Consider the following 12,738-nt stretch of genomic DNA (forward strand, 5'->3'; position numbering starts at 1 on the left):
TGGCGCACGACGGAAGCACGACGAAAGAAGGGAAACGACCATGTCCCGGGTACAACTCGCGCTCGATGTGCAGGACCTCGACGCTGCCGTGGCCTTCTACACCACGCTCTTCGGCGTCGAGCCGGCCAAGCGGCGTCCCGGTTACGCCAACTTCGCCGTCGAGGAACCGCCGTTGAAGCTCGTGCTGCTCGAGGGGCCGTCGGGCGGGACGCTCAACCACCTCGGTGTCGAAGCGGACGGGCCCGCCGAGGTCGAGCAGGCGGCCACCCGGCTCTCGGCGGCCGGGCTGGCGACCGACGAGCGGCGCGGCGAGACCTGTTGCTACGCGACGCAGGACAAGGTCTGGGTCACCGACCCCGACGGTGCCCCCTGGGAGATCTACACCGTCCTCGCCGACAGCGCGACGTTCGCTGCCGGGCCCTCCGCGGCGTCGTCCTGCTGCTGAGCCCCTTCCAACCGAGTACGACGTTCGAGAGGAGACGACCGATGGAACCGACGAGCTTGTTGTACGTGATGACGATGGAACGGCGGATCGCCTACGAGGCGGCCGCGCGCCACAACACCCGGGTCCGCGAACGACGCGCCGCCCGTTCGCGTGTCGCGGGTCGGCGCCTGACGTCGGGGCGGCTCTGGCGGCGGGCGTCGGCGGCCCCGGCCTGCGCCACCTGCTGAGACGCCGCCGGGTCAGTCGGGGAGCGGGGTCGCCGGCACGATCCGCCCCGGGGCGCCGCGCCGCGGCCGTGACGGGGCGCCCAGACGCCGGTGCAGGAAGTCCGCCACCGTGTCGGCGATCTCGTCCGGGAACTCGATCAGCGCCCCGTGGGTGCCGTCCTCGACGATGGCGAGCTCCGCGTCCGGCATCGTGGACGCCATTCCCTCGCCGACCTCCGGAGGCGTCCACGGGTCGGCGCCGCCGGTGAGGATCAACGTGGGGACGTCCACCTCGGACAGCCAGGGGCCGGCGTCGAACTCGTGCATGCCCCGGGCGACCTGCAGCATCGCCTCCGGGTCGAGCTCGCCGAGGTGACGGAAGTAGCCGACCATCGCCTCGTCGGGCGTGTAGGGGCCGAGCGCACGCAGGGCGCGTGCGACCGGCATCGCCACCGGTAGGCGGGGTGTCTGCATGGCGAGTCGTCGTACCACGGTCGGGATCAGCGGCGCGGCCGCGTAGGCGAGGGGGAACAGCCGGGCGCCGAGGTCGCGGCCGTAGAAGGTGCGCAGCGGTGACGCGTAGGGGCCGGTGACCAGGACCAGCCCGGCGACGAGGTCCGGACGGGCCCGCCAGAGCGCGAAGGCGACCTGACATCCCATCGAGTGCCCGATCACGACCGCGGCAGTGACCGCTTCCGCGTCGCAGACGGCGGCGACGTCCTCGGCGAGGCGCTCGATGCGGAAGTCCTCGGCGCGGTCCCGTCGGCGACGCCCGGACCGGTCCGGCGAGGTCGAGGCGCCGATGCCACGATAGTTGAGGACCACGACGCGATGCCGGTCGGCGAGGTCCTCGGCCAGCGAGCGCCAGTACGTGTCCGGGCACACGTAGCCGGCGCAGAGCACGATCGGTGGTGTGGCGCGGTGCTCCCGTCCGAGGACGGTGTAGCGGACGCGGACGCCGTCGGACGCGACCGCTTCGTGGTCCTTGGGCCACAGGTGTCCACCGCGGTCGTTCTCCCAGGTGTGCTCGTCCATGCGCCTCGCTCGTGGTCGTCGCGGCTGGCGTTCGGCGTTCTCCCAACGTTCACGTTCGCGTTCAGCGGCCGTTCACCTCGGCGCAGGTTGGCGGCCAGAAAGCGACCGTAGCTTCCTTCTCATCCGCTCCAACTACTTGCGTAGGAGAACCCATCCATGCGCGTTCGCGCACACTCCCGCACCCTGGCTGCCGTCGCGGCCTTCTCGCTCGCGGCTGCCGCATGCGGCGGCGGTGACGACCTCGACTCCGCGCCCAGCGCCGAGGAGGCCGAGCAGCAGGCCGACGACGACCCCGAGGCCACCACGGACGCGACCGACGACGTCGCTGGGGACGACGCCGCCTCCGACGACGCCGCTGGCGAGGGCATCTCGGCCGACCTCCTCGGCGCCGGAGCCTCGTTCCCCAACCCCCTCTACCAGACCTGGATCGGTGAGTTCCAGGGCGTCGAGCCGGGTGTCAGCCTGCAGTACGAGTCGATCGGCTCGAGCGGCGGCCGTGAGCAGTTCATCAGCCAGCAGGTGGCGTTCGCCGGTACCGACGCCGCCATGGGCGACGAGGAGCAGGACGAGGCGCTCGAGGCCCGGCAGTGTGAGGCCGACGAGGTCCTGCACATCCCGACCGTCTTCGGTGGTGTCGTCATCGCCTACAACATCGACGGCCTGGACGACCTCGTGCTCGACGGGGAGACCATCGCCGACATCTTCGCCGGTGAGATCACCAACATCAACGACCCGGCCATCGCCGAGCTCAACGAGGGCGTCGAGCTGCCGGACCAGGAGCTGACGGTCGCCGTCCGCGCCGACGGTTCCGGGACCACGTCGATCTTCACGACCTACCTCGACGACGAGTCGTCCTCGTGGTCGGAGGCCTACGGGGCCGGCTCGGAGATCGAGTGGTTCGACGGGGTCGTCGCCGGTGAGCAGAACGACGGTGTCGCCAACGCGATCGTCTCGCAGCCGGGCGGCATCGGGTACCTGTCGCTGGAGTACGCGGTCGCCGCCGGCCTCGACGTCGCCGACGTGATCAACGCCGACGGCAACGCGGTCGAGCCGACCACCGAGACGGTCTCCGCGGCCGCCGACGGCATCGAGCTGCCCGACGACCTGCGCTTCAACATCCTGGGCGTCGGGGGCGAGGGCTACCCGATCGCCGGTGCGACCTGGATCCTGGCCTGGACCTGCGGGTACGAGCAGGCCGACGCCGAGGCGCTCCAGGCCTTCCTGACCTGGACGCTCGAGGAGGGCGACCAGGACGCGTCCGACCTCGGCTACGCACCGCTCGCCGAGAGCGCGCAGCAGTTGGCGCTCGAGAAGGTCGAGCGCATCAACGAGGAAGGCTGAGCCACGGGCTCTCCCTGACACCGCTCGCGGCGGTGGGCCGCGACGGCCCACCGCCGCCGGCGCGCTTCCCGACCTTCCGCATCCGACGCGACCCGGTCACTTCCGTCCGACACTCCTCCCGAGGCAGCAATGGCGCTCTCCGCCCCTCCTGAACCTTCCCGCCTGCGGGCGTCCCGCCGTGCCCGTATGGCGGACCCGACCTTCAAGGCGGTCGTCATGGGCGCGGGCATCCTCGTGCTCCTCGTCCTGGCCTGGATGCTCACCTCGACGGCCAGCGATGCCCTGCCCGTCTTCCAGAAGGAAGGCGTCCTCGGCTTCCTGTTCGGCACGACCTGGCAACCCGGCGATGCGCGGGGTGGGGAGATCACCGGGACCTACGGCGCGCTGCCGTTCCTCGCCGGCACCGTCTACTCGAGCCTCATCGCCCTCGCCATCGCGGTCCCCCTGGCGGTCGGCATCGCGCTCTACCTCACGCAGCTGGCCCCGAAGCGCATCAAGCAGCCGTTGACCTACACCGTCGACCTGCTCGCCGCGGTGCCCAGCGTCGTCTACGGCATCGTCGGTGCGCAGTTCCTCGCCCAGGTGCTCTACCCGTTCTGGGTGTGGCTCAATGACGTGCTGAGCTTCCTGCCCTTCTTCGGCGGCAACGTCCGGGCCTTCAATCTGCTGTTCGCCAGCGTCGTGCTCGCGATCATGATCCTGCCCATCACCAGCGCGGTGATCCGCGAGGTGTTCGCCCAGGTGCCGACCGACGAGCGGTGGGCCGCCTTCGGCCTCGGCGCCACCCGCTGGGAGGTCATGCGCCACGTGGTCCTGCCGCGCAGCCGCGCGGGCATCATCGGGGGCGCGATGCTCGGTCTCGGCCGGGCCCTGGGGGAGACCATCGCGGTGCTGCTCATCATGGGTGCCGGCGCGCAGGTCGCCTTCGAGCCGCTCAACACGGCCAACACCGTGGCCGCCCAGATCGCCGCCGCCTTCCGGGAGGCCTCGCCGGAGTACCTGCGGGCGCTGATGGCCCTCGGCGTGTCACTGTTCCTGCTCACCATGCTCGTCAACGTCGGCGCGCGCATCGTCGTCAGCCGTATGGGCACCGTCTCCGGAGACGCCGCACTGTGACCACGCTCACGACCCCCGACGCCCCCGCCGCGCGCCGCAGCCTGCGGACCAAGGTCGGCAACGCCCCGGCGCGCGAGCGCACGGACTTCGCCATGCGCAGCCTGCTGCTGTTCGCCGTCGCCTGCGCCGTCATCCCCTTGTTCATCGTCATCGGGGTGACCGTGCAACGAGGGCTGCCGGCCTTCGGCTGGGAGTTCCTGACGTCCAATCCACCGTTCAACCCGACGGCGGAGGGCGGCGGCTACCTCCCGATGATCTTCGGCACCATCTACATGACCGCGATCGCCGTGCTCCTCGCCGTTCCCCTCGGCGTGACGGCCGCGATCTTCCTGGTCGAGTACCGCGAGTCGAAGCTGGTCCCCGTCGTGCGGTTCTTCACCGACGTCATGACCGGGGTGCCGTCGATCTTCGTCGGTCTGTTCGTCTTCTCGTCCCTGGTGATCAGCGGTGGCCTCGGTTTCGGCACGCTGCCCGGCGCCGTCGGTCTGGCCGTCCTGATGCTGCCGATCGTCGTGCGCTCCAGCGAGGAGGTGCTGCGGCTGGTGCCGCAGGACCTGCGCAACGCCGCCTACGGGCTGGGGGCACGTCGACGGCAGGTCGTCACCCGCGTGGTACTGCCAGCCGCCGGTCCGGGGCTGGCCACCTCGTCGATGCTCGCCGTGGCGCGAGGTGCCGGTGAGACCGCTCCACTGCTGCTGACCGCGCTCGGCGCGCGGGCGTTGGTGACCGACCTCGTCGGCCGACCCCAGGGCGCGATCCCTCTGCAGGTGCTCGAGGGCGCGCGCGGGGCCTTTCAACCGGCGATCGCGCGCGCCTGGGCCGGCGCGCTCACCCTGATGCTGCTGGTGCTGCTGTTCACGATCGGCGCTCGCCTGATCGCGCGCAGGAGCCAGCTGACCGGCGGGAACTGAGCCCCACGTCCTGCGGACGCCAGAAGGCCCGACCTCGAGGAGGTCGGGCCTTCTGGCTTGCGCGGCGATGCCGTGCCGCCGGGTCCGGACGTCAGCCAGTGCCAGCCGGACCCGGGCAGGTCAACCGAAGCGGCCGGTGATGTAGGCCTCGGTGCGCTCGTCGGACGCCTGCGTGAAGATCTTCTCGGTGTCGTCGTACTCGACCAACGCCCCGGTGCGCATCCCGACGTGGTCGTCGATGTTGACGGTGAAGAACGCGGTCCGATCCGAGACGCGGGCCGCCTGCTGCATGTTGTGCGTCACGACCACGATCGTGTAGGACTCACGCAGTTCGCGCATGAGGTCCTCGATCTTGAGGGTCGCGATCGGGTCCAGCGCGGAGCAGGGTTCGTCCATGAGGATGACGTCGGGTTCGGTGGCGATGGCTCGGGCGATGCACAACCGCTGCTGCTGACCGCCGGACAGGGCCAGCCCGGAGTCGCCGAGCTTGTCCTTGACCTCGTCCCACAGGGCGGCGCCGCGCAGCGCCTGTTCGACCGTGTCGTCGAGGCCCTTGCGCTGACCGTTGAGCCGCGGCCCGAACGCCACGTTGTCGTAGATCGACTTGGGGAAGGGATTCGGCTTCTGGAACACCATGCCGATCCGACGCCGCACCTCCACCGGGTCGATGTCGGCGTCGTAGATGTTCTCCCCGTTGTAGATCACCTCGCCGGTCACGCGCGCGGATCCCACCAGGTCGTTCATGCGGTTCAGGCAGCGCAGCAGGGTCGACTTACCGCACCCGGACGGACCGATCAACGCGGTGATCTGGTTGCGAGGCAGCCCCATGCTCACGTCCTGGAGCGCGGTGAAGTCGCCGTAGTGGACGCCGACGCCGCGAAGGTCGAAGACGTGCTCGACCGCCGTGGCTTCCTCGGTGGGTGCGTCGTGGTGGTGCGCGGCCACGTGCGCCTCCGACGGCTCCACGCGCACCCGGCGCTGCTCGACGCCCACCGGAGGTGACGCCGGTGCGGGTTCGGTGTTCAGGTGCTGATGCTCGGCCACGAAGGACTCCGGGTGCGGGGAGAGACGCCAGCGCTGCAAGCTCGATGTGTACCCTCGCCAGGTGAACCGCTGGTGAACGGTGGGCGACGGCATGCCGTCGGTCCGGGCGGTGGTGGCGCGGGCCGCGCGAGCGCACCGTGCCGTCGCCCCGGGCGAGGTGTCCGGAGGGCGACGGCGTTCACCGGGCCGCTACCCGACGCTCGTCGTCTCGTCACCCGCGGACGCTTGACTGCCGTCTACCGAGCGAGGACGTCGATGTGGTCAAGGGTCAGGCCGGCCAGCGCCCCACGCGGCGCGAGGCGTCCCTCGCCGCGCGACTGCGCGACATCGTGATGCCCCCGTTCCCGGAGCCGACGGGCCCCGTCCGTGCGGGGTTCCAGGAGTGGCTCGACGAGATCGACGACGAACTGATCAGCAGCGCGCTGACGCTGGTCGATGCCCTGCCTCGGGCCGTGCGCGCCCTGCTGCACGCCGACCACGGAGCGGTGGACGAACTGCGCGTGGCGACCTACGACGTCCAGGGGCGGTGCCGGCACGTCGAGGAACAGGGCTTCCTGCTGCTCGCGCGTGAGGCACCGGTGGCCGGGGACCTGCGCCGGCTCGTCGGCATCCTGCGCCTCATCCTGTCGGTCGATCGGACCGCCGCGCTGGTCCGTCACGTCGCCGAGGCGACCGACCACGTGGACGCCACCCGCATGCCGCAGGAGATCCGGACCACGCTCGAGGACTTCGCCGCCCGCACCGTCGAGGTGCTGCGGCGTGGGATCGACGCCTGGCGCCAACGCGACGGCCTGGCCGTCCACGAGGTCAACCAGCTCGACGAGTCCGTCGACCACCTGCAGGTGCACCTGCTCGCCGAGGTCCGGGAGCAGGTGACCGACCCGGCCGAACTCGTCCTGCTCGGTCTCCTCGCGCGCTACCTCGAGCGGATCGCCGACCACGGGGTCGCCTTCGCCCAGCATGCGTGCTTCGCGGTGACGGGGGAACGCGTCGACGTCGGACGTCTGGAGCCGTGACCGCCTCTCGGGCGTCAGCCCGCGTCGAACGACGAGAGCTCGACGGTGCGGCCGGTGACGGCGAACACGGCCTGCTCGGCCACGTCGACGCCGTGGTCGGCGTAGCGTTCGAGTTGGCGCACCAACTGGATCATGTGGGTCGCCCACTCCAGCCGGTGTTCGTCGGCGGCGGCGAGCCGCACCAGGCGATGGAAGATGCCGAGGTAGAGCCGGTCGACGTCGTCGTCGAGGCGGGCGCAGGTCTTGGCGGCCTCGACGTCGAGGTGCACGAACGACTGCATGGCCGCCCGCGTGACCTCGCGCGCCCGGCCGCCCATCTCCAGCAGCTGATCGACCAGACCTGGATCGGCCGGCAGTTCGCGGACGCGCTCGACGGTACGGGCCACGCCCGACGCGTAGTCACCCATGCGCTCGACGTGGAGGCTGACGTGGATGAGCGAGGTCAGCAGGCGCAGGTCGCTGGCCACCGGCCCGTGCAGCGCGACCACCGCGAGGACGCCCTGCTGGACCTGCTCGTAGGCGCGGTCGACCTCGGCGTCGGCCGCCGTGACGCGTCGGGCCGCCGCCACGTCACCGAGCTCGAACGCCTGCAGTGCCTCGGTCAGCATGCCGTCGGCACGCTCGCTCATCCCCACCACGCGGGTCAGCAGCTGGTCGAGCTGGGACTCGAGATCGTTGCGCACACGCCACCCCCTTCCGTTGCAGCCTAACCCCACCACGAGGACGGACCACCGATGCCGAAGCTGCTGCTCGTCGAGGACGAGAAGTCGATCGCCGAGGGCCTGGCCATCACGCTCGAGGCCGAGGGCTTCCAGGTCGCCTGGGTCAAGGACGGCCTCGACGCGGTTCCCGCCTGGGAGCGGGTGCGGCCTGACCTCGTGGTGCTCGACCTGATGCTGCCCGGCATGTCGGGCACGGAGATCTGCCGCACGATCCGCGCCCGCTCCGACGTGCCGATCATCATGCTGACCGCCCGCGAGGCCGAGGTCGACCGCGTGGTCGGGCTCGAGCTCGGAGCGGACGACTACGTCACCAAGCCGTTCTCCACCCGGGAACTGGTGGCCCGGATCAAGGCGGTGCTGCGACGGGCCCCGCTGCAGGACGTCGCCGACGACGAGGCACCGGTCGAGGCGGCCGGCGTGCGCGTCGACCGCGTCCGCCACGAGGTCCGCGTCGACGGGGAGCTCGTCGACCTGCCGCCCAAGGAGTTCGAGCTGCTCGCCTACCTGGTCGAGCACGCCGGGCGGGTCCTGACCCGCGGGCAGCTGATCGACGAGATCTGGGGCAGCGACTACGTCGGGGACACCAAGACCCTCGACGTCCACATCCGCCGACTGCGGACCCGGGTCGAGAAGGAGCCGGAGGCGCCGTCCCGGATCCAGACCGTGCGCGGGGTGGGCTACCGGTTCGCCGACTCGTGAACCCGCGCCCGCTGCTGCTCGCCCTCGGCCTGGGGCTGGCGGCGTTCGCGCTGGCTCGCGCGGCGCCGGCCGGCCTCGGGCTCGCGCTGGTGCTGGCCCTGGCGATCCTCGTCGGTGTGGGTGCGGACGCGGCCGAGAACCGGCGCCTGGCCCGGCTCGCCGAGCGGGTCAACGCCTGGGTCGGCGCGCCGGACCACCGGACGCTGGTGCTGCGTGGTGGCGCCGGCTGGCGCCAGCTCGGCATCGCCCTCAACGCGCTGGGCGCGGCGTACGCCCGCCGGGGGGAACGCATCGCCCGTGAGCGACCCTGGCGCCGGGAGCTGGTGGACTCGCTGGTGCAGCCCTCGCTGCTGTTCTCGGCCGAAGGACGCCTGCTCGCCGCCAATGACGCCGCCCGCGACCTGCTCGGGATCCCCGTCGACGCCGGGGACATCACGGTCGTGCAGGCGGTCGGCTCGGCGGCACTGGCGGGCGCGGTCCGCGAGGCCCGCGAGTCGCGCACGCCGGTCGTCGTGGATGCCGAGCACGGCGAGCACGAACTGCGATCGGCCGTGTCGCTCGTGGGCGACGAGACACTGGTGCTGATCACCGACCGGACCCGCGAACGGCGCGTGGAGGAACTGCGACGCAACTTCGTCGTCAACGCCTCCCACGAGCTCAAGACCCCGGTCACCGGCATCCAGTCGCTCGCCGAGGCCCTGCAGGTCACCATCAAGCGGGACCCGGACCGGGTGCCCTCGCTGGTCAACCAGCTCAACGGCGAGGCGGAGCGTCTCACCCGACTCGTCCACGACCTGCTCGACCTGCGGCGGCTCGAGGAACGTGGACCGCTCGAGCGGGTGCCGGTCGACCTCGCCGAGCTCGTCCGCCAGGTCGTCGTCGGCCAGTTGGCGCGCGCCGAGCAGCGCGAGGTCGAGATCGGCGTCGACGCGCCCGACCGGGCGTTCGTCGCCGGCGTGCCCGGTGACCTCGAGGTGATCGTGAAGAACCTCGTCGGCAACGCCGTCCAGTACAACCGGCCCGGCGGCAGTGTCGACGTCAGCCTCGTGCCCGAGGGCGGCACCTACGTGCTGCTCGTGCGCGACACCGGGATCGGGATCCCGCAGCAGGACCTGTCGCGGGTCTTCGAGCGCTTCTACCGGGTCGACACCGCCCGCTCACGCGAGACGGGCGGCACCGGGCTCGGCCTCGCGATCGTCCGGCACGCCGTGGAACGACATGGTGGCAGCGTGCGCGTCGAGAGCCTGCTGGGCGAGGGGACCACCTTCACCGTGACGATCCCCGTCGAGCCGCGCGGCTGACGCCGGGGGACGTCCGCCGACGATGCCGGCCCGGCGGCCCGGGGCGGGGCCCACGGTGCGGGCGGGGGCTCAGGCGCCGGTGGCCGGCAGCGCTTCGGCGCCGTCGAGCTGCAGCCGGCGCCACCGGCCGATCCCCACCGCGTCGAGCTCCCAGCGGCCGGCACTGGCGAGCAGATCCGGCTCGACGTACCAGACCGTTGCCTCGTGCTCGAGGCGGTGGTAACCGGCCGGGTTCACGGGAGGGCCGAACTCGGCCACGGGCACGCGCACCTGGCCGCCGCAGCAGCCGTTGCGGGCGGCGGTGCGCAGCACGACCGCACGGTCGCGCAGCGACGCCCGTGCCGCGGCCGTGAGGCGTGGCAGGCGGCGCTCACCGTCGAGGCCGCTCATGCGGGCTCGGTGGTCGCCGTCGGGAACCGGTCGCGGGTGCGGTTGGCGTAGCGCACGAGCGCGAGCATCAGCGGCACCTCGACCAGGACGCCGACCACGGTCGCGAGCGCCGCACCCGACTGCAGCCCGAACAGCGCGATCGCCACCGCCACCGCCAACTCGAAGAAGTTGCTGGCGCCGATCATCGCGCCCGGCGCCGCGATCTCGTGGCGCAGGCGCATCGCCTGCATGACCCGGTACCCGAGCCAGAAGATGAACACCGTCTGGACCGTCAGCGGCACGGCGATCAGCACGATGTGCAGTGGGTTGTCGAGGATCACCTCGCCCTGGAAGGCGAACAGCAGCACCAGCGTGACGATCAGGCCCGTCGGGGTGACGGGGGCGATCCGGCGCAGGAAGTCGCGCTCGAACCAGGCGGCGCCGCGGCGACGGACCAGTGCCGTGCGGGTCAGCCAGCCGGCGACCAGGGGGATCACGATGTAGAGCAGGACCGACAGTCCGACGGTGTCCCACGGCACCTGGATGTCGGAGATCCCGAGCAGCAACACCACGACGGGGGCGAAGGCGACCAGCATGACGAGGTCGTTGACCGCCACCTGCACCAGGGTGTAGCCGGCGTCACCACGGGTCAGGTAGCTCCAGACGAACACCATGGCGGTGCACGGGGCGGCACCGAGCAGGATCGCGCCGGCGAGGTACTCGCGGCCGAGGTCCTCGGGGATGAGCGGGGCGAACACGACCAGCAGGAAGAACCAGGCGATGGCGAACATGGTGAACGGCTTGACCAGCCAGTTGACCGCGGTCGTGACCGCGAGCCCGCGCGGTTCCCGGCGCACGCCCACGATGGCGCCGAAGTCGACCTGCACCATCATCGGGAAGATCATGGCCCAGATCAGGACGGCCACCGGCAGCGACACCGAGGCGTACTCGAAGCGGGCCAGCGTCTCGGGGACGGCGGGAGCGAGCTGACCGAGCGCGATCCCCGCCACGATCGCCAGCGCGACCCACAGCGACAGCAGCCGCTCGAAGGTGCCGAGTCCGCCGGTGGGGGCCTCGTCGGCCGGCGTGCCGGTGGCGACGTCGAACGCGTCGACGGTGTCGTCGACGGCGTCGTCGAGGTGGTCACGCACGGCGTATTCCTTGCGGGAGCGCGGAGTCGCGGGCAGGCGATCCGGCGGCGGGCTTCATCGTGAAACGACGATACGCGATGAAGGCCGGTGGCGCACCCCCGATCACGTGTGGTCTCGCGCGTGCCGGGCGTCGCGGGCGGGTGACCGGGCGCCGCCGGCCGCGGTCAGAGGTTGGCGACGCCCGCCTTGAGCAGCGCCAGGCCGGTGGGCGAGACGCAGTAGGTGCTGCGCACCCCGTCGGCCGAGACCTGGACCAGGCCCGCCTCACGCAGGATGCGCAGGTGCTCGGAGACGGTCGACTGCGCCAGCGGCAACTCGTCGACCACGTCGCGGGTGATGCACGTCTCGCGCTCGGTCAGCAGCCGGAGGATCTTCAGCCGCGAGGGGTGCCCCAGCGCCTTGGCCAGCGCGGCGAGCGCCTCGTCGTCCGGGGGGTCCGCCACGACGGCGGCCGCGTCGGGCGGCGCACAGCTCGCGCACCCCTCGTCGGTCGCGGCCGCGGACGGCGTCGGCGCGTGCGTGCTCATGTTCTCCAACCTACCCCACCGCCTCCGCCACCCACCTCCGCCCCCCGGCACCAGCCGGGTCCCAGGCCCGGTCGGCCGCCGCAGGGAAGCGAACCGGCGCAACCCACCGGGCACCACGCGGCAAGGCCCGGCGGACCGGCGGCAGCGGCCGGCTAGCCTCCGGCGGCATGATCCCCGACGACCTCACCCGTGAGCGCGGCAAGACGCTGCGCGCCCCCGTGATCCTCGACGAGTTGGCGCGGGTGCTGCCGGACGCCACGATCGCGTTGGCGTTCTCCGACCGGTGGGAACTGCTGGTCGCGACCATGCTCTCGGCGCAGTCGACCGACGTGAAGGTCAACGAGGTCACCCGGGTGCTGTTCCGGGAACTGCCCGGTCCCGAGGCCTTCGCCGAGGCGCCGCTCGAGCGCATCGAAGGGCTCATCGGATCGCTCGGGCTGTTCCGGCAGAAGGCCAAGAACGTGCAGGCGACCGCCCGGCTGCTCCTCGAGCACCACGACGGCGAGGTGCCGGGCACGATGGAGGAGCTGCTGGCCCTGCCGGGCGTGGCCCGCAAGACCGCCAACGTGGTGCTGTCCAACGGCTTCGGGACCCACGTCGGGGTGGTGGTGGACACCCACGTCGCCCGGCTCGCCCGGCGACTGCGCCTGACCCGCGAGGAGGACCCGAAGAAGATCGAGCGCGACCTGATGCAGCTGTACCCCCGTGAGCGCTGGCTCGACGTCTCGGACCTGCTCATCCACCACGGGCGGCGCACCTGCCACGCGCGCCGTCCCCACTGCGAGGACTGTGTCGTCGAGCCGCTGTGCCCGTCCTCGCAGGAGGCCGGCCTGACCGACAAGCGCTGACGCGCGC

Annotated in this window: 15 protein-coding genes; 9 read left to right on the forward strand and 6 right to left on the reverse strand. The window is 71.8% G+C overall.

All coding sequences use genetic code 11. The features are described 5' to 3' along the window. Window positions 1-40 precede the first annotated feature (40 nt). Entirely contained in the window at window positions 41-445 is a 405-nt protein-coding gene (locus ELR47_RS04030; protein ID WP_130648721.1) for an ArsI/CadI family heavy metal resistance metalloenzyme, read from the forward strand. 41 nt (window positions 446-486) lie between these two features. Further along, entirely contained in the window at window positions 487-672 is a 186-nt protein-coding gene (locus tag ELR47_RS04035; protein WP_130648722.1) for a hypothetical protein, read from the forward strand. A gap of 12 nt (window positions 673-684) precedes the next feature. Here ELR47_RS04035 and ELR47_RS04040 read toward each other — a convergent pair whose 3' ends face one another. Continuing rightward, the gene (locus tag ELR47_RS04040; RefSeq protein ID WP_130648723.1) at window positions 685-1,686 is read right to left on the reverse strand and encodes an alpha/beta fold hydrolase; all 1,002 of its coding nucleotides are present in this window, start codon (window positions 1,684-1,686) and stop codon (window positions 685-687) included. A gap of 156 nt (window positions 1,687-1,842) precedes the next feature. Between ELR47_RS04040 and pstS the strand changes: the two genes are divergently transcribed. From pstS to pstA, 3 genes are all read left to right on the forward strand, one after another. Then, entirely contained in the window at window positions 1,843-3,027 is a 1,185-nt protein-coding gene (gene pstS, locus ELR47_RS04045) for a phosphate ABC transporter substrate-binding protein PstS (protein ID WP_130648724.1), read from the forward strand. Window positions 3,028-3,213: 186 nt separating this feature from the next. Then, a complete protein-coding gene (gene pstC, locus ELR47_RS04050) occupies window positions 3,214-4,143 on the forward strand; it encodes a phosphate ABC transporter permease subunit PstC (RefSeq protein ID WP_205745431.1) in 930 nt (309 codons plus the stop codon). Then, window positions 4,140-5,054: a phosphate ABC transporter permease PstA gene (pstA, locus tag ELR47_RS04055; RefSeq protein WP_205745432.1), complete on the forward strand. Its 915-nt coding sequence runs from the start codon at window positions 4,140-4,142 to the stop codon at window positions 5,052-5,054. Before pstC ends, pstA begins: the two co-directional genes overlap by 4 nt. A gap of 120 nt (window positions 5,055-5,174) precedes the next feature. Here the strand turns inward: pstA and pstB are convergent, their stop codons facing one another. Beyond that, window positions 5,175-5,999, reverse strand: a complete 825-nt coding sequence (gene pstB, locus ELR47_RS04060; RefSeq protein WP_229730681.1) for a phosphate ABC transporter ATP-binding protein PstB — start codon at window positions 5,997-5,999, stop codon at window positions 5,175-5,177. A 356-nt stretch (window positions 6,000-6,355) separates the two neighbouring features. Here pstB and ELR47_RS04070 point away from each other — a divergent pair, with 356 nt between their 5' ends. Further along, window positions 6,356-7,114 carry a phosphate signaling complex PhoU family protein gene (locus ELR47_RS04070; protein WP_130648728.1) on the forward strand — a complete coding sequence of 253 codons (759 nt, stop codon included), beginning with the start codon at window positions 6,356-6,358 and terminating at the stop codon, window positions 7,112-7,114. Window positions 7,115-7,128: 14 nt separating this feature from the next. On the opposite strand, the gene phoU is transcribed toward ELR47_RS04070, so the two are convergent. Then, on the reverse strand, window positions 7,129-7,797 hold the full coding sequence (phoU, locus tag ELR47_RS04075; RefSeq protein ID WP_130648729.1) for a phosphate signaling complex protein PhoU: 669 nt from the start codon (window positions 7,795-7,797) through the stop codon (window positions 7,129-7,131). Between the two features lie 51 nt (window positions 7,798-7,848). Between phoU and ELR47_RS04080 the strand changes: the two genes are divergently transcribed. Both ELR47_RS04080 and ELR47_RS04085 read left to right on the forward strand, forming a co-directional pair. After that, a complete protein-coding gene (locus ELR47_RS04080) occupies window positions 7,849-8,535 on the forward strand; it encodes a response regulator transcription factor (protein ID WP_130648730.1) in 687 nt (228 codons plus the stop codon). Continuing rightward, window positions 8,532-9,836, forward strand: a complete 1,305-nt coding sequence (locus ELR47_RS04085) for a sensor histidine kinase (protein ID WP_130648731.1) — start codon at window positions 8,532-8,534, stop codon at window positions 9,834-9,836. Before ELR47_RS04080 ends, ELR47_RS04085 begins: the two co-directional genes overlap by 4 nt. A 69-nt stretch (window positions 9,837-9,905) precedes the next feature. Here ELR47_RS04085 and ELR47_RS04090 read toward each other — a convergent pair whose 3' ends face one another. From ELR47_RS04090 to ELR47_RS04100, 3 genes are all read right to left on the reverse strand, one after another. Next, window positions 9,906-10,226 (reverse strand): CC/Se motif family (seleno)protein, encoded by a 321-nt coding sequence (locus tag ELR47_RS04090; RefSeq protein ID WP_130648732.1) that lies wholly within the window; start codon window positions 10,224-10,226, stop codon window positions 9,906-9,908. Beyond that, entirely contained in the window at window positions 10,223-11,356 is a 1,134-nt protein-coding gene (arsB, locus tag ELR47_RS04095; RefSeq protein ID WP_130648733.1) for an ACR3 family arsenite efflux transporter, read from the reverse strand. The genes ELR47_RS04090 and arsB overlap by 4 nt, the downstream gene beginning before the upstream one ends. 164 nt (window positions 11,357-11,520) lie before the next feature. Further along, the gene (locus ELR47_RS04100) at window positions 11,521-11,883 is read right to left on the reverse strand and encodes an ArsR/SmtB family transcription factor (RefSeq protein WP_130648734.1); all 363 of its coding nucleotides are present in this window, start codon (window positions 11,881-11,883) and stop codon (window positions 11,521-11,523) included. 167 nt (window positions 11,884-12,050) lie between these two features. Here ELR47_RS04100 and nth point away from each other — a divergent pair, with 167 nt between their 5' ends. Further along, window positions 12,051-12,731, forward strand: a complete 681-nt coding sequence (nth, locus tag ELR47_RS04105) for an endonuclease III (RefSeq protein WP_130648735.1) — start codon at window positions 12,051-12,053, stop codon at window positions 12,729-12,731. The last annotated feature ends 7 nt before the right edge of the window (window positions 12,732-12,738 follow it).

Source organism: Egicoccus halophilus, assembly GCF_004300825.1.
GTDB lineage: Bacteria > Actinomycetota > Nitriliruptoria > Nitriliruptorales > Nitriliruptoraceae > Egicoccus > Egicoccus halophilus.